Origin of the sequence: Pseudomonas sp. TTU2014-080ASC (assembly GCF_001446935.1) — a bacterium.
In the GTDB taxonomy this organism is placed as follows: domain Bacteria; phylum Pseudomonadota; class Gammaproteobacteria; order Pseudomonadales; family Pseudomonadaceae; genus Aquipseudomonas.
This window is the reverse complement of sequence record NZ_LKKK01000011.1, coordinates 877512-899085: the sequence shown is the minus strand read 5'-3', so window position 1 is coordinate 899085 and position 21574 is coordinate 877512. Positions and strand designations below refer to the sequence as shown.

General features: G+C 56.8%; 24 protein-coding genes. 19 read left to right on the top strand and 5 right to left on the bottom strand.

What is annotated here, in order from left to right; all coding sequences use genetic code 11:
- Positions 1–122 precede the first annotated feature (122 nt).
- A complete protein-coding gene (locus AO726_RS14665) occupies positions 123–1028 on the top strand; it encodes a DMT family transporter (protein ID WP_058068790.1) in 906 nt (301 codons plus the stop codon).
- Between the two features lie 26 nt (positions 1029–1054).
- Here the strand turns inward: AO726_RS14665 and AO726_RS14660 are convergent, their stop codons facing one another.
- Positions 1055–1357, bottom strand: coding sequence for a DUF1883 domain-containing protein (locus AO726_RS14660; RefSeq protein WP_058068789.1), 303 nt, complete (start codon positions 1355–1357; stop codon positions 1055–1057).
- Between the two features lie 113 nt (positions 1358–1470).
- Here AO726_RS14660 and AO726_RS14655 point away from each other — a divergent pair, with 113 nt between their 5' ends.
- Entirely contained in the window at positions 1471–2511 is a 1041-nt protein-coding gene (locus AO726_RS14655; protein WP_058068788.1) for an RNA methyltransferase, read from the top strand.
- 86 nt (positions 2512–2597) lie between these two features.
- On the opposite strand, the gene nfuA is transcribed toward AO726_RS14655, so the two are convergent.
- Together nfuA and AO726_RS14645 are read right to left on the bottom strand one after the other, a co-directional pair.
- Positions 2598–3182 (bottom strand): Fe-S biogenesis protein NfuA, encoded by a 585-nt coding sequence (nfuA, locus tag AO726_RS14650; protein ID WP_058068787.1) that lies wholly within the window; start codon positions 3180–3182, stop codon positions 2598–2600.
- A gap of 90 nt (positions 3183–3272) precedes the next feature.
- The gene (locus AO726_RS14645) at positions 3273–3953 is read right to left on the bottom strand and encodes an alpha/beta family hydrolase (protein WP_058068786.1); all 681 of its coding nucleotides are present in this window, start codon (positions 3951–3953) and stop codon (positions 3273–3275) included.
- Between the two features lie 102 nt (positions 3954–4055).
- Here AO726_RS14645 and ccoN (AO726_RS14640) point away from each other — a divergent pair, with 102 nt between their 5' ends.
- The 14 genes from ccoN (AO726_RS14640) to hemN all read left to right on the top strand — a co-directional run bounded on the left by ccoN (AO726_RS14640) (position 4056) and on the right by hemN (position 17755).
- Positions 4056–5495 carry a cytochrome-c oxidase, cbb3-type subunit I gene (gene ccoN, locus AO726_RS14640; RefSeq protein WP_058068785.1) on the top strand — a complete coding sequence of 480 codons (1440 nt, stop codon included), beginning with the start codon at positions 4056–4058 and terminating at the stop codon, positions 5493–5495.
- Positions 5495–6103 carry a cytochrome-c oxidase, cbb3-type subunit II gene (gene ccoO / locus AO726_RS14635; RefSeq protein WP_058068784.1) on the top strand — a complete coding sequence of 203 codons (609 nt, stop codon included), beginning with the start codon at positions 5495–5497 and terminating at the stop codon, positions 6101–6103. The genes ccoN (AO726_RS14640) and ccoO (AO726_RS14635) overlap by 1 nt, the downstream gene beginning before the upstream one ends.
- A 5-nt stretch (positions 6104–6108) precedes the next feature.
- Positions 6109–6294 carry a cbb3-type cytochrome oxidase subunit 3 gene (locus AO726_RS14630; RefSeq protein ID WP_177330555.1) on the top strand — a complete coding sequence of 62 codons (186 nt, stop codon included), beginning with the start codon at positions 6109–6111 and terminating at the stop codon, positions 6292–6294.
- The gene (gene ccoP / locus AO726_RS14625) at positions 6291–7226 is read left to right on the top strand and encodes a cytochrome-c oxidase, cbb3-type subunit III (protein ID WP_058068783.1); all 936 of its coding nucleotides are present in this window, start codon (positions 6291–6293) and stop codon (positions 7224–7226) included. The genes AO726_RS14630 and ccoP (AO726_RS14625) overlap by 4 nt, the downstream gene beginning before the upstream one ends.
- A gap of 355 nt (positions 7227–7581) precedes the next feature.
- Positions 7582–9024: a cytochrome-c oxidase, cbb3-type subunit I gene (ccoN, locus tag AO726_RS14620; protein WP_058068782.1), complete on the top strand. Its 1443-nt coding sequence runs from the start codon at positions 7582–7584 to the stop codon at positions 9022–9024.
- On the top strand, positions 9024–9632 hold the full coding sequence (gene ccoO / locus AO726_RS14615; protein ID WP_058068781.1) for a cytochrome-c oxidase, cbb3-type subunit II: 609 nt from the start codon (positions 9024–9026) through the stop codon (positions 9630–9632). Before ccoN (AO726_RS14620) ends, ccoO (AO726_RS14615) begins: the two co-directional genes overlap by 1 nt.
- A 6-nt stretch (positions 9633–9638) precedes the next feature.
- Positions 9639–9824 carry a CcoQ/FixQ family Cbb3-type cytochrome c oxidase assembly chaperone gene (locus tag AO726_RS14610; protein WP_058068780.1) on the top strand — a complete coding sequence of 62 codons (186 nt, stop codon included), beginning with the start codon at positions 9639–9641 and terminating at the stop codon, positions 9822–9824.
- Complete coding sequence (gene ccoP / locus AO726_RS14605) at positions 9821–10816, top strand: cytochrome-c oxidase, cbb3-type subunit III (RefSeq protein ID WP_058068779.1); 996 nt, start codon at positions 9821–9823, stop codon at positions 10814–10816. The genes AO726_RS14610 and ccoP (AO726_RS14605) overlap by 4 nt, the downstream gene beginning before the upstream one ends.
- Positions 10817–10981: 165 nt before the next feature.
- Positions 10982–12394, top strand: coding sequence for a cytochrome c oxidase accessory protein CcoG (gene ccoG / locus AO726_RS14600; RefSeq protein WP_058068778.1), 1413 nt, complete (start codon positions 10982–10984; stop codon positions 12392–12394).
- Between the two features lie 11 nt (positions 12395–12405).
- Positions 12406–12918 carry a FixH family protein gene (locus tag AO726_RS14595; protein WP_058068777.1) on the top strand — a complete coding sequence of 171 codons (513 nt, stop codon included), beginning with the start codon at positions 12406–12408 and terminating at the stop codon, positions 12916–12918.
- An 8-nt stretch (positions 12919–12926) separates the two neighbouring features.
- Positions 12927–15335 (top strand): heavy metal translocating P-type ATPase, encoded by a 2409-nt coding sequence (locus AO726_RS14590; RefSeq protein WP_058068776.1) that lies wholly within the window; start codon positions 12927–12929, stop codon positions 15333–15335.
- Between the two features lie 60 nt (positions 15336–15395).
- Positions 15396–15608 (top strand): cbb3-type cytochrome oxidase assembly protein CcoS, encoded by a 213-nt coding sequence (gene ccoS, locus AO726_RS14585; RefSeq protein WP_058068775.1) that lies wholly within the window; start codon positions 15396–15398, stop codon positions 15606–15608.
- On the top strand, positions 15601–16284 hold the full coding sequence (locus tag AO726_RS14580; RefSeq protein ID WP_058068774.1) for a sulfite exporter TauE/SafE family protein: 684 nt from the start codon (positions 15601–15603) through the stop codon (positions 16282–16284). The genes ccoS and AO726_RS14580 overlap by 8 nt, the downstream gene beginning before the upstream one ends.
- Positions 16285–16372: 88 nt before the next feature.
- Positions 16373–17755: an oxygen-independent coproporphyrinogen III oxidase gene (gene hemN, locus AO726_RS14575; protein ID WP_058068773.1), complete on the top strand. Its 1383-nt coding sequence runs from the start codon at positions 16373–16375 to the stop codon at positions 17753–17755.
- A 13-nt stretch (positions 17756–17768) separates the two neighbouring features.
- Here the strand turns inward: hemN and AO726_RS14570 are convergent, their stop codons facing one another.
- On the bottom strand, positions 17769–18218 hold the full coding sequence (locus AO726_RS14570) for a hypothetical protein (RefSeq protein WP_152987292.1): 450 nt from the start codon (positions 18216–18218) through the stop codon (positions 17769–17771).
- Between the two features lie 151 nt (positions 18219–18369).
- Here AO726_RS14570 and fnr point away from each other — a divergent pair, with 151 nt between their 5' ends.
- The 3 genes from fnr to AO726_RS14555 all read left to right on the top strand — a co-directional run bounded on the left by fnr (position 18370) and on the right by AO726_RS14555 (position 20752).
- A complete protein-coding gene (gene fnr, locus AO726_RS14565; RefSeq protein WP_058068771.1) occupies positions 18370–19098 on the top strand; it encodes a fumarate/nitrate reduction transcriptional regulator Fnr in 729 nt (242 codons plus the stop codon).
- A 70-nt stretch (positions 19099–19168) separates the two neighbouring features.
- Positions 19169–19717 carry an adenine phosphoribosyltransferase gene (locus AO726_RS14560; protein ID WP_058068770.1) on the top strand — a complete coding sequence of 183 codons (549 nt, stop codon included), beginning with the start codon at positions 19169–19171 and terminating at the stop codon, positions 19715–19717.
- A gap of 204 nt (positions 19718–19921) precedes the next feature.
- Positions 19922–20752, top strand: a complete 831-nt coding sequence (locus AO726_RS14555; RefSeq protein ID WP_058068769.1) for a metal-dependent hydrolase — start codon at positions 19922–19924, stop codon at positions 20750–20752.
- Between the two features lie 35 nt (positions 20753–20787).
- Here the strand turns inward: AO726_RS14555 and AO726_RS14550 are convergent, their stop codons facing one another.
- Positions 20788–21495: a TetR family transcriptional regulator gene (locus AO726_RS14550; RefSeq protein ID WP_058068768.1), complete on the bottom strand. Its 708-nt coding sequence runs from the start codon at positions 21493–21495 to the stop codon at positions 20788–20790.
- Positions 21496–21574: the final 79 nt, after the last annotated feature.

Sequence of the window (21574 nt, the reverse complement as noted above, 5' to 3'; positions counted from 1 at the left end):
TACCAAGTTAAAGACCTTGCTTGTTCGCAAGCCAGTCCGTGGCCTGACTGCACGTTCTGACAACTGGGATTGCACCAAACACTCAAGACGGCAACACTGCCGCCCTTTTGCCGGAGCCTGCTGTGCGCGTTACTGATTTAGCTCGTCTTCTGCTGCTCGCCGCCATTTGGGGTGCCAGCTTCCTGTTTATGCGCATGGTCGCACCGCTGCTGGGCAGCATGCCCACCGCGTTTTTCCGATCAGCCATCGGCATGCTAGGCCTGCTAGCAGTGCTCCTGGCGCTTAGGGTGCAGTGGAATTTCAACGGCAGACTCAAACACTGCCTGATGCTCGGGCTAATCAATGCCGGGCTGCCATCGGCCATGTATTGCCTGGCTGCACTGGTTTTACCTGCCGGCTATTCGGCGATTTTCAATGCTACGACGCCCATGATGGGAGTATTGATCGGCATGCTGTTCTTTGCCGAGAAGGTCACCGTAAGCAAGGCTGCTGGCGTTGCACTAGGGCTGTTTGGAGTTGCAGTGCTGACGCAAACCGGGCCAGCGACGTTCGACGCCAACCTACTGCTCGGCGCTTTGGCCTGCTTGGTCTCAACCGCCAGCTATGGCTTTGCCGGGTTTCTCACCCGCCGCTGGCTCGCTGTCCATGGCGGTATCGACAATCGCCTGGCAGCATTTGCCAGCCTGAGCGCAGCCAGCCTGATGCTCCTGCCATTGATGCTGATCGGCACCACCGTAGATGCACCTGTTCGCTGGACAGGCTGGGATATCTGGCTGCCGCTGGCCGCTTTGGGGCTGATTTGCACTGCGTTTGCCTACGTTTTGTATTTCCGCCTGCTCAGCGACATTGGCCCTGTCAAAGCCTCGACAACGACCTTTCTGATCCCGGTATTCGGCGTGCTATGGGGCGCGTTGTTGCTGAATGAGCCGCTGTCCTGGAGCTACCTGTATGGTGGTTCGCTGATCTGTATGGCGCTATGGCTGGTGGTGCGCCCAACTCATGAACAGGGACAACAAAAAGCCCGCTAGAGAGCGGGCTTTGCAAGCAACTTAACTCAGCGCAGTGAGGACGGCGAACGGCGGATAAAGCGGATTGAATGCTTGAACGTCGGCTTGCGTGTCACGCTGATGGCGCGGCGCGACACCGTATCGATGGTGATATTCCAAAAGCCGCTGCTTGGTACGGTGATCTTGGCCGGGAACTTGTCGAATGCACCGCCGTGATAGGTATGCCGGCCACCATTTTTGAAGCTGCGGAAGTTCGCATCATTCATCAGGCGGATATTGCAGGTCTGCGAGCACTCGATGACAACCACATCGTCTTCGTTCAGGTGTTCGCGTTGGTGTATGAATTTCATCGGGGATCTCGGCCAGCTAGCACAACAAAGCCGGGATGATAGCACGTGCAGCAGGCTTCTCTGCCGTCACCCAGCTGCCGTTTACTCTGCACCGGTGATAGCATGCGCGCCCCATGCATATACACGAATTTCATCAACGCCTTACCGATCTCGGTGCCAAACCCATGCATATCGGCCGGATTACCCGCTGCTGGCTGCGTGGTGTGCCGCTGGACACCGGTACGCGTAATCAGAAAACCGAAAACTTCCTGCCATTGCCGGTCCGTGAAGCCATCCCGCAACTGACTGCCAAGCTTGATGGCCTGGCTCGTCTTGCATCCGAACATCCCGGTGCGGATGGCTCGGCACGCCTGCTGGTGGAGCTGGCCGATAAACAGATGGTGGAAAGTGTCCTGCTGCCCCGCGATGGGCTGTGCGTCTCCAGCCAGGTGGGCTGCGCGGTGGGCTGCGTCTTCTGCATGACGGGTAAAAGCGGCCTGCTACGACAGCTCAGCACTGCTGAAATCGTTGCCCAGGTTGCTTTGGCCCGACGCTTCCGCCCCGTCAAAAAAGTGGTGTTTATGGGCATGGGCGAGCCCGCCCATAACCTTGATAACGTGCTGGATGCCATTGACCTGCTGGCAACCGAAGGTGGCATTGGCCAACGTAACCTAGTGTTTTCTACTGTAGGCGATCCGCGCGTATTCGAACGCCTTCCGCAGCAAAAAATCAAACCGGCGCTGGCGCTCTCACTGCACACCACCAACGCCGAGCTGCGGCAGCAGTTGCTGCCCCGAGCACCGCGTATTGATCCTGAAGAGCTAGTGGAACTCGGCGAACGCTACGCCCGGCTGATTGACTACCCCATTCAGTATCAATGGACCCTGCTCAAAGGCATCAACGACAGTCAGGAAGAAATGGACGGCATTCTGCGTCTGCTTAAAGGCAAGTACGCAATCATGAATGTGATTCCCTACAACAGCCTTGAGGACGATGAATTCGACCGCCCAGATGGCGATCGCATCATCCAGATCGTCCGCTATCTGCACAGTCGCGGCGTACTGACCAAAGTTCGCAACTCGGCAGGGCAGGATATCGACGGTGGCTGCGGTCAGTTACGCGCCCGCGCTGCCGAGCTGAGCAAGAAACACCAGTTCAAATCAGCCAAGCCCTGATCACAACAGCCCCCACTCCAAATAAAAACGGCTTCAGTCACTGCGTGATCTGAAGCCGTTTGGGCTACCGCCTAACAACCTGCGCCTTAGTAGTAGGCGTTTTCTTTCTGGCTATGGTCAGTTACGTCCCTTACGCCCTTCAGCTCAGGAATACGCTCAATCAGGGTCTTCTCGATCCCTTCTTTAAGCGTCAGATCGACCTGACCGCAACCCTGGCAGCCGCCACCGAACTTCAGCACGGCAATACCGTCGTCAACCACATCAATCAGGCTGACCTCGCCGCCATGGTTAGCCAGGCCCGGGTTGATCTCAGTTTGCAGGTAGTAGTTGATGCGCTCGTTGATCGGGCTGTCTTCATTGACCATCGGCACTTTGGCGTTAGGCGCCTTGATAGTCAGCTGGCCGCCCATGCGGTCAGTTGCATAATCGACGACTGCATCCTCCAGGAAGGGCTCGCTGACTGCATCGATCCAGGCAGTGAAGCTAGCCAAACCCAACGCGGTGTCTTCAGGCTTCTGCTCACCTGGTTTGCAGTAGGCAATGCAGGTCTCAGCGTATTGGGTGCCGGGTTGGGTGATAAAAACACGAATGCCAATGCCGGGGGTATTCTGCTTGCTCAGCAGATCTGCCAGATAATCATGGGCCGCGTCAGTGATGGTAATAGTGCTCATGGCAACTCCTCGCAATCATGCTGCGCAGTGTACGCCACACGCTCGCGCGGCGAAAGCCGGAGTGTTTTAGTAGGAATATCCACCGGCGTGCTAAATCGACAGGAATGAAGCCACCGTCTGTGCGGCTGTCTCAAGATGCTGCGGATGAGTAAAACCTGAGCTTTTCAGCGGTTTCAGGTCATGGTCAGCAGCGGCAAGCCAATGCAGGCGAATCGCCGGTGACAACTCATAAGCCGCTACAGCCTCCCGGTTACCCAGCGCATCTCGCTCGCCCTGAATAATCAGCGTCCGGGTTTTCAATTCAGCCAGGTGGGCCACTCTTGGTTTTTCCGGTTTGCCAACGGCGTAGAACGGATACCCCAGACAGACCAGCGCATCCGCCCCCAGCTCATCAGCCAGAAGACTGGCCATTCTTCCGCCCATGGATTTACCACCTATTGCCAGCGGACCTGCGACTTGTTGGCGCACCTGGGCGTACACATCTCGCCACTGCTGAAGTAGTTGAGCCTGCGGATTCGGTGGGCGTTTTTTACCGTCGACACGGCGCGCAGCCATATAAGCAAACTCAAAGCGAATTACCTCAATACCGCATGCCGTAAGGCCTCGTGCCATTACGCTCATGAACTCACTATCCATGGGCGCACCGGCACCGTGGGCGAGAATCAGCGTGGCTTTAACCGGTCCCTGTGGCAAATCCCTGAGCCAGCCGCCATCGGCCTGTGCGTGGGTGTATTGATCCCTGTCAATAACTCCCTCATGCCCATTACTCATGCTTACCTCGCTAAAAAGAATCTGTGACGTATGCCCATCCTACAGGTATGCGTCTGCGGATTTTCTGTTGATCTGCCTATAACCGTGGATGGAAGCCCAGACATGAACACAACCAGCAGTTCCGCCTACAACTACAAGGTGGTGCGCCAATTTGCCATCATGACGGTGGTGTGGGGCATTGTCGGGATGGGGCTCGGCGTTTTTATCGCCGCGCAACTGGCCTGGCCAGAGCTTAACTTTAACCTGCCGTGGACCAGCTTCGGACGCCTGCGCCCGCTGCACACTAACGCGGTGATCTTCGCCTTCGGCGGCTGTGCCCTGTTCGCTACCAGCTATTACGCTGTACAGCGGACATCACAAACCACACTGTTTGCGCCAAAACTGGCTGCCTTCACCTTCTGGGGCTGGCAACTGGTGATTCTTCTGGCCGCTATCAGTCTGCCTCTGGGCTGGACCTCCTCCAAGGAGTACGCAGAGCTGGAGTGGCCGATCGACATTCTGATCACCATCGTCTGGGTCAGCTACGCCATCGTGTTCTTCGGCACGGTCATTAAGCGTAACGTCAGCCACATCTATGTCGGCAACTGGTTCTTCGGTGGCTTCATCATCACCGTCGCTCTGCTGCATGTGGTCAACAACCTGGAAATCCCAGTCACTCTGACCAAGTCCTACTCACTGTATGCAGGCGCAACGGATGCGATGATCCAGTGGTGGTACGGTCACAACGCCGTGGGTTTCTTCCTGACCGCGGGCTTTCTGGGCATGATGTATTACTTCGTGCCTAAGCAGGCCGGTCGCCCGGTTTATTCCTATCGTCTGTCCATCGTGCACTTCTGGGCGCTGATCGCCGTTTACATCTGGGCCGGTCCTCACCACCTGCACTACACCGCGCTGCCGGACTGGGCTCAATCCCTGGGCATGATCATGTCCCTGATTCTGCTGGCTCCGAGCTGGGGCGGCATGATCAACGGCATGATGACCCTCTCCGGTGCCTGGCATAAGCTGCGTACCGACCCAATCTTGCGTTTCCTGGTGGTTTCGCTGGCGTTCTACGGCATGTCGACCTTCGAAGGCCCGATGATGGCCATCAAGACCGTCAACGCACTCTCCCACTACACCGACTGGACCATTGGCCACGTACACGCCGGTGCTCTCGGCTGGGTTGCCATGGTGTCCATCGGCTCGCTGTACCACATGCTGCCTAAAGTGTTTGGCCGCAATGAAATGCACAGCATCGGTCTGATCAACGTGCACTTCTGGCTGGCCACTATCGGCACCGTTCTGTACATCGCCTCCATGTGGGTCAATGGCATTGCTCAGGGCCTGATGTGGCGCGCCGTTAACGAAGACGGCACCCTCACCTACTCCTTCGTCGAAGCACTCGAAGCCAGCCACCCCGGCTTTATCGTCCGGGTAATCGGTGGCGGCATCTTCTTCGCCGGCATGCTGGTGATGGCCTGGAACGTCTGGCTGACCGTACGCAACACCAAGGCAGCCGAGATGGAAGCCGCTGCGCAGTTTTCGATTGAGGGGAGCCACTGATGAAACACGAAATTCTTGAAAAGAACATCGGCCTGATGGCGCTGATGATGGTGGTGGCTGTCAGCATCGGCGGCCTGACTCAGATCGTCCCGCTGTTCTTCCAGGATGTCACCAACGAGCCGGTGGCAGGCCTCAAACCCTACAACGCCCTGCAACTGGAAGGCCGTGACATTTACATCCGCGAAGGCTGCGTAGGCTGCCACTCGCAGATGATCCGTCCGTTCCGTGCGGAGACTGAACGCTACGGTCACTACTCCGTTGCAGGTGAAAGCGTGTGGGACCATCCGTTCCTGTGGGGCTCCAAGCGTACCGGCCCGGATCTGGCCCGCGTAGGCGGCCGATACTCGGATGAGTGGCAACGGGCGCACCTCTACAACCCACGCAACGTTGTGCCTGAATCGAAAATGCCGGGCTACCCATGGCTGGTAGACAGCACCCTAGATGGCAAAGACACCGCGAAGAAAATGCAGGCACTGCGCACTCTTGGCGTGCCTTACACCGATGAAGATATTGCCGGTGCCAAAGATGCGGTGAAAGGCAAGACCGAGATGGACGCGATTGTGGCTTACCTGCAAGTGCTTGGCACTGCGGTGAAGAACAAGAGGTAGTCCCTATGTCCCTTGAACTTATAGACATCGGCACCCTGCGCGGCGCAGGTACAGCACTGGTACTGCTGGCTTTCACCTGCGTCACCCTGTGGGCATACAGCAGCAAGCGCAAACCAGCCTTCGATGAGGCCGCAATGCTGCCGTTCGCCGATGAATCCAAGCACGCTGTACCAAGGAGCAAGACCCCATGACCACATTCTGGAGCTGGTACGTTACGGTGCTGACTGTCGGCACCCTTATCGCTCTGTTCTGGCTGATTTTTGCCACCCGCAAGAGCGAGGTGCACAAGAGCCCTACCGACGAAACCATGGGCCACGCCTTCGATGGCATTGAGGAATATGACAACCCACTGCCAAAGTGGTGGTTCATGTTGTTCATTGGCACCCTGGTTTTCAGCATCGGCTATCTGGTGCTTTACCCGGGCTTGGGCAACTGGAAAGGCGTCCTGCCAGGCTATGAAGAAGGATGGACTCAGGACAAGCAGTGGCAGCGCGAAATGGATGTGGCGAACGAGCTGTATGGCCCGATCTTCGCTAAATATGCTGCCATGCCCCTGGAAGAGGTGGTCAAAGACGAGCGCGCACTGAAAATGGGTGGTCGCATGTTTGCCACTTACTGCTCGGTTTGTCACGGCTCCGACGCCAAAGGCAGCTACGGCTTCCCGAACCTAACGGACAACTCCTGGCGCTGGGGCGGCTCTTCAGCCGAGATCAAAGCCAGCATCCTCAACGGTCGTCACGGCATGATGCCTCCGCAAGGTGAAATCATCGGTGAAGACGGCGTGCGCAACGTGGCTGCTTACGTGCTGACTGAACTGGCTGGTCGTCAACTGCCGGAAGGCACCGAAGCCGACATCGCCAAAGGCAAAGAAGCATTCGGTACTGTCTGCTTCGCCTGCCACGGCGCTGATGGCAAAGGCATGGCTGCGCTCGGCGCACCGGACCTGACCACCCCAAGCGCCTTCATTTACGGCAGCAGCCTGGCCCAGATCCAGCAAACCATTCGCCATGGTCGCATGGGCCAGATGCCAGCACAGGAACAGTACCTCGGCGAAGACAAGGTTCACCTGCTAGCCGCCTATGTCATGAGCCTGAGCAAATCCCAGAGCGACAGTCCCGAGTAATCAGAAAAAGCGTTACCGACTGGCGGCCCGTGCCGCCAGTCTCCCTCCCAGAGCAAAACCTTATGCGACGCAAGGTCGCACCCAGCAGGGCCAGTTGCAGACGCTGGCGTTGACTTGGGCTAATCTACTCAGCAGTCGCCATTCGGTACAAGTTCAAGGCGATTCCCATCTTTGCGCTAAATCTTTTATTGCGTTTTGTTGCCAGAACTACCTTGCGTGAAGGTTCCAACTGAGCTCAAAAGCGCCCTGAAAGCCTTATAGCGCCGGCCCGCGCCGTTGCAATGAGGTGGCGTCTTCTCCATACTTGCCGCCGATTTTTGCCCCTGAAAAATCCATAAAACCGTGGAACCCCATAATGAGCACAGCAATCAGTCAGACTGCTTATAACTACAAGGTGGTTCGCCAATTCGCCGTGATGACGGTGATTTGGGGAGTCATTGGCATGGGTCTAGGCGTGTTCATCGCTGCACAACTTGTGTGGCCTGAACTCAACCTGGGCCTGGAATGGACGAGCTTTGGTCGTCTTCGTCCGCTACACACTAACGCCGTAATCTTCGCGTTCGGTGGTTGCGCCCTGTTTGCCACGTCTTACTACGTGGTACAGCGCACCTGCCAGACCCGCCTGATTTCCGACGGTTTGGCTGCCTTCACCTTCTGGGGCTGGCAAGCGGTTATCGTTGCAGCGGTTATCACCCTGCCACTGGGCTACACCAGCACTAAAGAGTACGCCGAGCTGGAATGGCCAATTGATATCCTGCTGGCTATTGTGTGGATTGCTTATGCCGTGCTGTTCTTCGGCACAGTGATGAAGCGTAAAACCAAGCATATCTACGTAGGTAACTGGTTCTACGGTGCATTCATCTTGGTTACCGCCATGCTGCACATCGTTAACAGTGCAGAAATGCCGGTTAGCCTGTTCAAGTCGTACTCCATGTACGCAGGTGCTACCGACGCCATGATCCAGTGGTGGTACGGCCACAACGCCGTAGGCTTCTTCCTGACCACCGGCTTCCTGGGCATGATGTACTACTTCGTACCGAAGCAGGCTGAGCGTCCGATCTACTCGTACCGCCTGTCCATCGTGCACTTCTGGGCACTGATCACCCTGTACATCTGGGCTGGTCCGCACCACCTGCACTACACCGCTCTGCCGGACTGGGCTCAGTCTCTGGGCATGGCGATGTCCGTGATTCTGCTGGCTCCAAGCTGGGGCGGCATGATCAACGGTATGATGAGCCTGTCTGGCGCATGGCATAAGCTGCGCACCGACCCAATCCTGCGTTTCCTGGTTGTATCGCTGGCCTTCTACGGCATGTCGACCTTCGAAGGTCCGATGATGGCGATCAAGACCGTCAACGCTCTGTCTCACTACACTGACTGGACCATTGGTCACGTACACGCTGGTGCGCTTGGCTGGGTTGCCATGATCTCCATTGGTGCGCTGTATCACCTGATCCCGAAAGTCTTTGCCCGTCCGCAAATGCACAGCATTGGCCTGATCAACGCCCACTTCTGGTTGGCAACGATCGGTACCGTTCTGTACATCGCTTCCATGTGGGTTAACGGCATCACTCAAGGTTTGATGTGGCGCGCAGTCAACGAAGACGGCACCCTCACCTACTCCTTCGTTGAAGCCCTTGAAGCAAGCCACCCGGGCTTTATCGTCCGCGCACTCGGCGGTGCATTCTTCGTCGCCGGCATGCTGCTGATGGCTTACAACACCTACCGCACCGTGCGTGCCGCGAAAGCTTCTGAATACGAAGCTGCTGCACAGATCCCTGCCGGAGTAGCGCACTGATGAAACACGAAATTATTGAGAAGAATATTGGCCTGATGGCGCTGCTGATGGTTATCGCCGTCAGCATCGGAGGCCTGACTCAAATCGTTCCGCTGTTTTTCCAGGACGTCACTAACGAGCCGGTGGAAGGCCTCAAGCCTTACACCGCGCTGCAACTGGAAGGCCGTGATGTTTACATCTCCAACGGCTGTGTGGGCTGCCACTCGCAGATGATCCGCCCGTTCCGTGCCGAAACTGAGCGCTACGGTCACTACTCCGTAGCGGGTGAAAGCGTTTGGGATCACCCGTTCCTGTGGGGCTCCAAGCGTACCGGCCCTGATCTGGCTCGTGTAGGTGGTCGCTACTCTGACGAGTGGCAACGCGCCCACCTGTACAACCCGCGCAACGTGGTTCCTGAGTCGAAGATGCCTGCCTACCCATGGCTGGTTGAGAACAAGCTTGACGGCAAATACACCGCCAAGAAGATGGAAGTCCTGCGTGGCATGGGCGTTCCTTACACCGACGAAGATATTGCCGGTGCTAAAGACGCGGTGAAAGGCAAGACCGAAATGGACGCGATCGTTGCGTACCTGCAGGTTCTCGGAACTTCTATCAAGAACAAACGGTAACGCACGATGGATATCGGGACTATTCGTGGCATAGGCACAGCAATTGTATTCATTGCCTTTATCGGCGTGGTGCTCTGGGCCTACAGCAGCAAGCGTAAATCCAGCTTCGACGAAGCCGCTAACCTGCCCTTCGCCGACGATCCCAAACCCAACGAGCGTGACGAGCAATCTTCCAGGAGCAATAACCAATGACCACGTTCTGGAGTTGGTACGTAACCATTCTGTCTCTGGGCACCATTTTCGCCCTGACTTGGCTGATTTTCGGTACCCGTAAAGGCCAGCGTCAGGAGACAACCGAAGAGACTCTGGGCCATTCTTTTGATGGCATCGAAGAGTATGACAACCCGCTGCCGAAATGGTGGTTCATGCTGTTTGTGGGCACCATCGTGTTCGCACTTGGCTACCTGGCTCTGTACCCAGGCCTAGGTAACTGGAAAGGCCTGCTGCCGGGCTACGACTACCTGGACAACGAAGCCAAAACTCCGTTTGTCAGCAGCGTCCAGATCGCCGACGGTTCCAACCGCCACAGCGGCTGGACCGGTGCTGCACAGTGGGAAAAAGAGATGCTGAAGGCCGACGCTGAATATGGCCCGATCTTCGCCAAATACGCAGCCATGCCAATCGAAGAAGTGGCTAAAGACGAGAAAGCCCTAAAAATGGGTGGCCGTCTGTTTGCCTCCAACTGCTCGGTTTGCCACGGTTCCGATGCCAAGGGCAGCTACGGCTTCCCGAACCTGACCGACAGCGAATGGCGCTGGGGCGGCTCTACTGCCGAGATCAAAGCCACTATCCTCAGTGGCCGTCACGGCGTGATGCCTCCGCAAGCCAGTGTTATTGGTGAAGACGGCGTACGTAACGTTGCCGCCTACGTCCTGACCGAACTGGCTGGCCGTAAGCTGCCTGAAGGCACCGAAGCTGACATCGCTAAAGGTAAAGAAGTATTCGGAGCTGTATGCTTCGCCTGTCACGGTGCAGACGGTAAAGGTATGGCAGCCATGGGCGCACCTAACCTGACCAACCCGGCTGCATTTATCTATGGCAGCAGCTACGCTCAGTTGCAGCAGACCATTCGCTACGGTCGCTCCAACGCCATGCCTGCTCAGGAAGCCTTCCTCGGTAACGATAAGGTTCACCTGCTGGCTGCCTACGTGTACAGCCTGTCGCACAAGGCAGCTGAACAGTAAAAGCCTGGCTCTTTCCTAACCCGAAAGACCCGACTGCCCGGAGCGCGACCTAGCGTCGCACCCGGGCAGTGCTTTTTCAGGCGTACCATATTAGTAGTACCGTGAAATGACCCAGGCCGGCACGTATCAGCCAGGGCTGCCAATCAACCGCCGTGGTATGCATTGATGAGCAATCAGATTCCTGTAAAAGACGTAACACCTGCCTCTTCCACCTCGTCGACTGTTGATCTCTACGCCAGTCGCGAAAAGATTTACACCCGCGCTTTCAGCGGCCTGTTCCGTAACCTGCGCATGGTCGGTGGCGCTACCCTCTTTCTTCTTTACTTCGGCACTGTCTGGATCAACTGGGGTGGCCATCAGGCTGTCTGGTGGAACCTGCCGGAGCGTAAGTTTTATATTTTTGGCTCTACATTCTGGCCACAGGATTTCGTCCTGCTCTCCGCACTGCTGATCATCTGCGCCTTTGGCCTGTTCTTTATTACCGTATTCGCCGGGCGTGTGTGGTGTGGCTACACCTGTCCGCAAAGTGTATTTACCTGGGTCTTCATGTGGGCAGAGAAAGTCACTGAAGGCGACCGCAACCAGCGCATGAAGCTGGACAAAGCGCCGATGAGCGCGAACAAGTTCTTTAAGAAGCTGGCCAAGCACAGCATCTGGGTGGCCGTCTCACTGGCCACCGCTGTGACCTTTGTCGGTTACTTCACCCCAATTCGCGAGCTGATCCCGGACTTACTGACCCTTGAAGCCAGTGGCTGGGCGCTGTTCTGGGTTGGTTTCTTTACCTTGGCCACTTACGGCAACGCCGGTTATCTGCGCGAGCAGGTGTGCATCTACATGTGCCCTTACGCACGCTTCCAGAGCGTGATGTTTGACCAAGACACCCTGATCGTTTCCTACGACCCGCGCCGCGGTGAGAACCGTGGTCCGCGCAAACGTGATGCCGATTACAAAGCACAAGGTCTGGGCGACTGTATCGACTGCAAACTCTGCGTGCAGGTCTGCCCGACCGGCATCGACATCCGCGACGGCCTGCAGATTGAGTGTATTGGCTGTGCCGCCTGTATCGATGCCTGCGACAGCATCATGGACAAGATGAATTACCCCAAAGGGCTGATCAGCTACACCACCGAACACAATCTTTCCGGCAAGAAAACCCACTTGGTGCGCCCTCGCCTGATTGGCTATGCCATTGCCCTTATCGCCATGATGTGCGTGTTTGCCTATGCCATTTCCAGCCGTTCACTGGTTGAACTGGACGTGCTCAAAGACCGCGTGCTGTTCCGAGAAAACGAAGAAGGCCGGATCGAGAACGTCTACACCCTGAAGATCATGAACAAGGCGCAACACAGCGTCACCTACGCGATCGAAGCCAAAGGCCTGGACGGACTGGTGTACGAAGGGAAACGTGAAGTTACAGCTGAGGCTGGCGAAGTTTTGTCACTCCCGGTAGAACTCTCAATCGCACCGGAGAATCTGCCTTCCAGCGCCAACGAAATCACCTTCCATGTGAAAGGCGTGGATGCACCCGATATTACCTCTGACGCCGACAGCCGCTTTATCGGCCCCAGCGTCCGCTAAACGAGAGCCCCATGAGCGAAGTTGAAAACAGCCCTATCAAACCTTGGTACAAGCAGTTCTGGCCTTGGTTCCTGCTCGCCCTGCTGGGTTATTCGGTGATTCAGGGAATCACCCTGTTGACCATCGCCAGCAAGAACCCGCCGGGTCTGATTTCTGATGACTATTACGACGTTGGTAAGGGCATCAACCAGTCTCTGGAACGTGAACAGCTGGCGGCTCGCCTGCAAGTGACCGCCAGTGTCGTGCTGGATAACGAAACGGGCCAGGCCAGGCTGCAACTCAACGGCAACAGTCGCCCGCAGCAAGTCGTGCTTAATCTGATCTCTCCAACCCAACCGGAGCGTGATCGTCGCGTTATCCTGCAGCCGCAGGCCGACGGTAGCTACATGGGTAATATGACGGATGCCGTTGAAGGCCGCCGCTTTGTTGAGCTGCTGGGAGAAGAAGGTGGCAAACAATGGCGTCTCTTTGAAGAAGAGAGCGTCGAGGGCGGGAAAAGCATCTACCTCGGGGATGGCCAGTAAATCCAGCAATGGCTACTCCACTCCCCTGCTACCACTGTGGCTTGCCGGTACCCGCCGGCAGCCATTTTCATGCCCAGGTCCTGGGTGAAACGCGCGACTTCTGCTGTCCCGGTTGCCAGGCCGTGGCTGAAGCCATTGTCAGTGGCGGTCTGGAACACTACTACAAACACCGCAGTGAAACCGCCGCCAATCCGCAAAGCCTGCCTCAGGTGCTGCCGGACGAACTGGCCCTATACGACCGCGACGATGTACAGCAGCCCTTTGTCGAACAAAAGGGCGAGCTGAGCGAGACCTGCCTGCTCATTGAGGGCATCAGCTGTGCTGCCTGTGGCTGGCTGATCGAGAAGCACCTGCGAGGCATACAGGGCGTTGAAGAGGCCCGCCTGAACCTTTCCAATCACCGCTTGATCGTGCGCTGGAGCGACAGCCAGGTACCGCTCAGCAACCTGCTTAAAGCACTGCGCAAAATTGGCTACGCCGCACACCCCTGGCAGGCCGACGCCGCCGCCGAGAAGCTACAGCAGGAAAATCGCCTCGCCATCCGCCAGCTGGGTGTGGCCGGCATGCTGTGGATGCAGGTGATGATGGCTACGATGGCCACTTGGCCTGAGTTCAATGTCGACTTAAGCCCCGAGCTGGACAAGATCCTGCGCTGGGTCAGCCTGTTTCTGACCACGCCGATTGTCTTCTACTGCTGTGGCCAGTTTTTCCGCGGCGCACTGCGCGACCTGCGCACACGCCATCTGACCATGGACGTTTCTGTCTCGCTGGCGATTGCCGGTGCCTACATTGCAGGCATCTGGTCCACCGTGACCGGCCAGGGCGAGCTGTATTTTGATGCGGTGGGCATGTTTGCCCTCTTCCTCCTCGCTGGCCGCTACCTCGAACGCAGAGCGCGAGAACGTACGGCAGCCGCCACTGCGCAGTTGGTCAATCTGTTACCCGCCTCGTGCCTGAGGCTGGATACCGAGGGCCAAAGCCAGCGCATCCTGCTAAGTGAGTTGCACATTGGCGACCAGGTTCTGGTTCCACCAGGCTCTCTTCTACCGGCAGACGGCAAGATTGTGCAAGGCCAGTCCAGCATTGATGAATCCCTGCTAACCGGGGAATACCTGCCACAACCGCGCACTCCGGGTGATGCTGTCACCGCAGGCACGCTCAATGTCGAAGGCCCGTTGACGGTTGAAGTGCAAGCCTTGGGGGACGCGACGCGCCTGTCGGCCATCGTCCGCCTGCTGGAACGTGCCCAGAGCGATAAACCACGCTTGGCGATGCTGGCTGACAAGGTTGCGCAATGGTTCCTGATCATCGTCCTGCTGGTGGCAGCTGTCGTAGGCGTCATCTGGTGGCAGATTGATCCATCACGCGCCTTCTGGATTGTCCTGTCTTTGCTGGTAGCAACCTGCCCGTGCGCACTGGCACTGGCCACGCCGACTGCCCTCACCACCGCGACCGGCTCACTGCACAAGCTCGGCATGCTGCTTACGCGTGGCCACGTCCTTGAAGGGCTCAACCACATCGACACGCTGGTTTTGGACAAGACCGGCACACTCACTGAAGGCCGCCTCACCTTGAGCGCCATCCATCCGCTGAGTTCACTGGATAGCGACACCTGCCTGGCGCTTGCTGCAGCCTTGGAAAACCGATCAGAGCATCCAATCGCAAAAGCTTTTGGCCAGGCACCACAGCCCGCCGAAGAGGTTACCAGCTATCCGGGCTTGGGCCTCGAGGGCCGTGTGAATGGTCGCCTGCTGCGGATTGGCCAACCCGATTTTGTCTGCACACTCAGCGCTTCAGCCGCACCTGCTATTCAAGGCGAGCATGGACAATGGCTGTTGTTGGGCGACGGCAGCGGGCCGCTGGCTTGGTTCGTGCTGGATGACCGACTGCGCGAGGACGCAGCCGAGCTGATACAGGCAGCCAAAGGCAAAAACTGGGAGATTCTCCTGCTCTCCGGCGACAGCTCGCCGATGGTCGCGGAAGTCGCTCGGCAGCTGGGCATTAACGATGCCCGTGGCGGCCTGACCCCAGATGCAAAACTGGAGGTGCTCAAACAGCTTCACAGCCAGGGTCGTAAGGTTCTGATGCTGGGCGACGGGGTTAACGATGTGCCCGTACTGGCAGCCGCTGACATCAGCGTTGCCATGGGCAGCGCCACCGATTTGGCCAAAACCAGTGCTGACGCCGTTCTCTTGTCCAACCGTCTGAGCAGCCTGGTACAGGCACTGAGCGTGGCAAAACGTACGCGCCACATCATCATCGAAAACTTGCTGTGGGCCAGCCTGTATAACGGCTTGGTGCTACCCTTTGCCGCCATCGGCTGGGTTACGCCCATTTGGGCAGCGCTGGGTATGTCTGTCAGCTCATTGCTGGTTGTACTCAATGCCCTGCGTCTGGCGCGGGTACGCCCGCATTAAGCCGGCCGCGCATACTATGACCCCGCTGTAATTCAGCCATTACGAGCTTACGGAGATCCAATGCCTGCGCTTTACATTCTGATCCCGGTCGCCATCTTACTTGTGGCTTTTGCTATCTGGCTGTTCTTCTGGGCAGTCGACAGCGGCCAGTACGATGACCTCGACGGCCCCGCACACAGCATTCTGTTCGATGATGAAGACCCTAAGCACCAGGCGGCGGTAGAAGAAGCCCGCCAAGACGAACAGCCGCCCAAGGACTCATCTCGTGGCTGAATTGCTTCCGCTGCTGATCTCGGCACTGATTATCGGTTTTCTCGGCGGCGGTCACTGTCTGGGGATGTGTGGCGGCCTGATGGGCGCATTGACCCTGGCCATTCCACCCGAGCAGCGAGCTCAGCGCCTTCGCTTGTTGCTGGCCTACAACCTGGGCCGCATCCTCAGTTATAGCCTCGCCGGTCTGCTGTTGGGCCTTGCGGGTTGGGCTATTGCAGGCAGCCCGCTGGTCACGGCGCTACGGGTCATCGCGGCCCTGCTGCTGATTGCCATGGGGCTGTATCTGGCGGGCTGGTGGAGCGGACTGACCCGCATCGAAGCACTTGGCAGAGGCCTGTGGCGCTACATTCAACCATTGACCCGCCAGTTTATGCCCGTAACCAGCTTGCCACGTGCGCTCATATTGGGTGGTTTATGGGGCTGGCTCCCCTGCGGTTTGGTGTACAGCACCCTGCTCTGGGCCGCGAGTCAGGGCAATGCCGCCCATAGCGCGCTGCTGATGCTGTTCTTCGGCCTGGGCACCCTGCCCGTACTCCTTGCAACCGGCCTGGCTGCCCAGCAGTTAAGCAACCTGATGCGCAAGCGAGGCATCCGCATTGCAGCCGGTCTGCTGGTTATTCTGTTTGGCTTCTGGACCCTCCCCGGACCACACCAACACTGGCTAATGGGGCACTGATCCTCCCGGCGGCTTGATACAAGTCAAGATACCTCAGGCGCTGCAATCATAGACTTCCGGCCTATATAGACAGACCCGGAAGGCCCACATGCTCAATACTCTGGAGTGGGACACCAATCTGATTCGTCGTTACGACCAGGCTGGCCCTCGCTATACCTCTTACCCAACAGCCGTTCAGTTCCATGACGGTGTTGGCCAGTTCGATCTGCTGCGTGCCCTTCGTAACAGTCGCGAGCAGCTGCGACCGCTGTCCCTGTATGTACACATCCCGTTCTGCGCCCACATCTGCTACTACTGCGGCTGTAACAAGGTGATCACCAAAGACCGAGGACGTGCCCAGCCCTATCTGGAACGCCTGCAGCAGGAAGCCCACTCCATCGCTCAGCATCTGGATAAAAAGCAGACTGTGGAGCAGTTACATTTCGGCGGCGGTACCCCGACCTTCCTAAGCCACGATGAACTTCGCCAGCTGATGGGCCATCTGCGTCAGAACTTCAATTTGCTGGATGACGACTCTGGCGACTACAGCATCGAAATCGACCCGCGCGAAGCCGATTGGTCGACCATGGGCCTGCTTCGGGAGCTCGGCTTCAACCGCATTAGCATCGGCGTACAGGATCTCGACCCAGCCGTACAACGTGCGGTTAACCGCCTGCAATCGCTGGAAGAAACCCGCGCTATCATCGAGGCTGCCCGCACCCTGCAATTCCGCTCGGTGAATATCGATCTTATCTATGGTTTACCACTGCAAACCCCGGAAAGCTTCCGCAAGACCGTGGCCGAAATCATCGCCCTGCAGCCCGACCGACTTTCACTGTTTAACTACGCCCATCTGCCCGAGCGTTTTATGCCGCAACGGCGTATCAATAGCAGTGACCTGCCCAGCCCTGGCGACAAACTCGCCATGCTCCAGGCCAGCATTGAGCAATTGAGTGCTGCGGGTTACCGCTACATCGGCATGGACCACTTTGCCCTGCCTGATGACGAACTGGCCATTGCGCAAGAAGACGGCACCCTGCAGCGCAACTTCCAAGGCTACACCACGCACGGTCATTGCGACCTGATCGGCCTTGGCGTTTCCTCGATTAGCCAGATCGGCGACCTGTACTGCCAGAACAGCAGCGACCTGAGCGCCTACCAGGATCGGATTGAGGCCAATCAACTGGCCACTTACCGCGGCCTGACCTGTGACGACGATGACCGACTGCGGCGTGCCGTAATCCAGCAACTGATCTGCCACTTTCATTTGCGCTTCGCCGACATCGAACAAGCTTATGGAATCAACTTTTTCCAGTACTTTGCCGATGTCTGGCCATCCCTTGAGCAAATGGCCCAAGACGGGCTGATTGAACTGAACGCAGACAGCATTGAAGTCAAACCGGCCGGACGATTACTGGTGCGCTCGCTGTGTATGCTGTTTGACCACTACCTGCACGAAGCCAGCCAACAGCGCTTTTCCAGGGTGATTTGAGCCAGCGACGCTATCAGACAGCCAAACTCATTGCCTGCGCTACCTGCGCCTCAGAAAGCCCGCTCCGTTGCAGTGCATCAAGCAAAGCGGCATTCGCATCTGTGAGTGCCGCTTGCAACGTAGACATTTCCATTTGAATTGAATCAACAGCCAACTCCCGCTCCTCTGTACTCAGCGCCGAATCAGCCATTGTTTCGTTCAATTTGGCCACAAGCTCCGCGATTTTCTGTTTTAACTCGCGGATCATCTTGAGGATTAGCTTCACATCCCCCGGCAACTGGCTCTGGTCTATTTCTTTGTTGGCCTTATCCGTAGCCGTCTTAGCCTGCCCAAATGCGGAGAGACTGACCCGAACACTCTCGTAGAACTCCTCGCCTTGAGGCTCTGCCTGAGCTAGTTCCATATTCAGCGGTTTAATTGATGCATTTATCCGGGTGGCTATTTCCGTAGTAGTTACTTTCATAGCAATCATCTTTATGAAATAAAAAGACACATATCTATATCGCCTTAACACCCCCGACCTTTAATGAACTAACTGTTAGCATTCATTTGGCTGGCACCCCGCCACTGAGTTACCCTTAAGTATGTAGTTGCTTAATTCAGGAACTCCTGCGATGTCTGAATGCATCAAAACTCATGCGTCTCACCAAGCTCATTGCAAAGATTGCAGTTTGGCGACGCTGTGCCTGCCCCTCTCTTTGAACCTTGAAGACATGGACGCCCTCGACGAAATCGTTAAACGAGGCCGTCCACTAAAGAAAGGTGAATTCCTATTCCGCCAGGGTGATGCCTTCAATTCCGTCTTTGCTGTGCGCGCCGGCGCCCTCAAAACCTTCAGCCTGAGCGATGCTGGCGATGAACAGATCACCGGTTTCCATCTGCCCAGCGAACTGGTCGGCTTGTCAGCAATGGACAGCGAAATCTACCCGGTATCAGCCGTAGCCTTGGAAACCACCTCTGTCTGCGAAATTCCGTTTGAGCGTCTTGATGAACTGGCCCTACAGCTGCCAATGCTGCGCCGCCAACTGATGCGCATCATGAGCCGCGAGATACGTGACGATCAGCAAATGATGCTGCTCTTGTCGAAAAAGACCGCAGACGAGCGTATTGCCACCTTCTTGGTCAATCTGTCAGCCCGCTTCCGCGCCCGCGGCTTCTCCGCCAATCAGTTCCGTCTGTCGATGTCACGCAATGAAATCGGCAACTATCTGGGCTTGGCAGTTGAAACCGTGTCGCGTGTTTTCACCCGCTTTCAGCAAAACAAACTGCTCGAAGCCGAGGGCAAGGAGGTTCGCATTCTTGACCCAATTGAGCTCTGCTCCCTGGCAGGCGGTAACCAGTAAGATCCCACCGCATAAACAAGGGCAGCTCAACACTGCCCTGTATGCGCTGGCAACGTAGCAGGATATTTTCATGCCCTACGATGACCTGACCCTCAAGAGTTACATCCGCCCGGTTGTGGACTTCCCCAAAGCCGGCGTCATCTTTCGCGACATCACGCCTCTGTTTCAGTCCCCCCGCGCCATGCGCATGGTGGTCGATGCCTTTGTTCAACGCTACATCGATGCTGACTTTAGCCACATCGGCGCAATGGATGCCCGAGGCTTTCTGGTAGGTTCTGTAGTGGCGTACGCGCTGAACAAACCGCTAGTGCTCTTTCGCAAGCAAGGTAAATTGCCTGCGGATGTGATCAGCGAGGCGTATCAGACCGAATACGGCGAGGCTAAGCTCGAAGTTCACAGTGACAGCTTGTGCGAAGGCGACAAAGTACTGATCTTTGATGACTTGATCGCCACAGGAGGAACCCTCCTGGCAGCCGCGCAATTGGTACGGCGCATGCGCGCCAGCGTGGTTGAAGCTGCTGCAATAATTGATCTGCCCGAACTGGGCGGTTCACAGAAACTTCAAGATAGCGGCATCCCGACCTTCGCCCTGACCTGCTACAGCCTCACAGAGCAATAACCTGTTGGTGCCCACTGCTGGGCACCCTCCCTACCCCTCCCGCCTGAACAACACGCCAATCATTAGTTGGTGATTTTTTGTACATCTGGCCGGAAATGACCTCCCCTAACGCGCGCTGACAGCCAAAGATGCAAAGGCAGAGTAATCTGCAATACAGCCACAAGATTCGATACTGCAGATCCACCCACGCTCAGGAGTCGAACAATGTCCGCACACGCCAAACTGCCTGCTGCCAGTTTTCCGGTCCGCCGTATGGACTTCAACTTTGCAGACAGCCCAAAGTACTGGTTCGCTAACGATCCATTCCTCAGTCATTACATGAACAACCTGTCGTCGCTGTTTCCCTATGGTGAAAAGTTCTTTGTCGACAGCGTCCGCGCCGTCCGTGATCACATCACGGATCCCCAGCTGAAAAAGGACATCAGTGCCTTTATCGGTCAGGAAGCCATGCACTCCAAAGAGCATGCGGCTTATAACGAGTACGCGGCCAAGCACAACATTGATCTGCACCGATTGGAGCTAAGAATCAAAGTCCTGCTCGAATGGGTGACGCGCTTTAGCACCGTCAAACAGCGTCTGGCCATCACCTGCGCGTTAGAGCATTTCACCGCGACCATGGCCGAGCAGATGCTGCAACGTGAAGACCTAAGCTGCCAGATGAACGACCCGCGTCTCTACCAGCTCTGGCTCTGGCACGCGATTGAGGAAAATGAGCACAAGGCCGTCGCCTACGATACCTATCAAGCTGTAGGCGGTGGTTACTTCACCCGGGTTAGCATGATGCTGCTGTCTACACTGCTGTTTTTCGGTGTAATTGGCTGGTTTCAGGTTCACTTGCTACGTAAAGACGGCCAGCTATTCAACTGGCGCAGCTGGGGCAAAGGCCTGAAGACGCTGCTCAGCCCACGCAATGGCTTTCTGACTCAGCTGCTGCGTCCTTATCTGAGCTATTACCGCCCCGGTTTTCATCCTAACGACTACGTCACCAAGCCTCTTGAGCAACGCTGGCGCGAGCGGCTGGGCTTCAACAATTAACACAGTCAGCAGGCGCTGAACCCAGCGCCTGCGCCTTACTTGCTGAGATCAGCCAGCTGCAGTTGCCCCATGCTCTGCAACACGCTGGCTCCGGTAAAGAGCATCACAATTTGCTCTTCCGCCATTGCCCGCACTGCCTGTCGGCGCTCTGGGAAGCCGATATAGTCCAAAGCCGCTTGAAACAGGTTACGGCTGATCAGGCTGGAAATTTCCAGCACCTGCGCACGCGTCAGCATGTCTGGCAGTAGCTTGTAAGCGATGATGTCCTCGGCCATATCCTCGGCAAAGTCATGCATCAGCTCAGCCAGCGCCACCCGCAGAACCGGTGAGGGGCCGTGCAGCTCTCGCACGCCGACCATGAAAGCTTCCGGATTCTGCTCAACAAAATCGAAAAACAGCTCGACGGTTTCATGGCAGACCAAACGACCGCGCTGCAGATCAATGCCAAATAACTTTGCACCCGTTGAAGGTGATAGCTCGGCACGCTCAGCCGCCTCGCGTCGTAATGCGCACAGCGGCTGGCGGAGTTGAGCGGCAATCTGACGAATGATGGTCAGACCTAAATCATCAACATCCCGAAAATGCCGGTAGAAGGTATTTGGGTTCAGCCCTGCCTCTCTGGCCAACTCGCGCAGACCAACGCTACTTATGCTGCGGCTGGTGCTAGTCAGACGCAACGCCGCATCAATCAGCGACTGCTTACCCGGCGCTGACGTGCCGTTGCTGGTTTCGTTTGATGACATACCCTACCCAAATGCTGGCCAGTTATTTCTTATCTTGCCCGATAGTATACAGCGGCATAAGTTGGTATACAGTTGTATA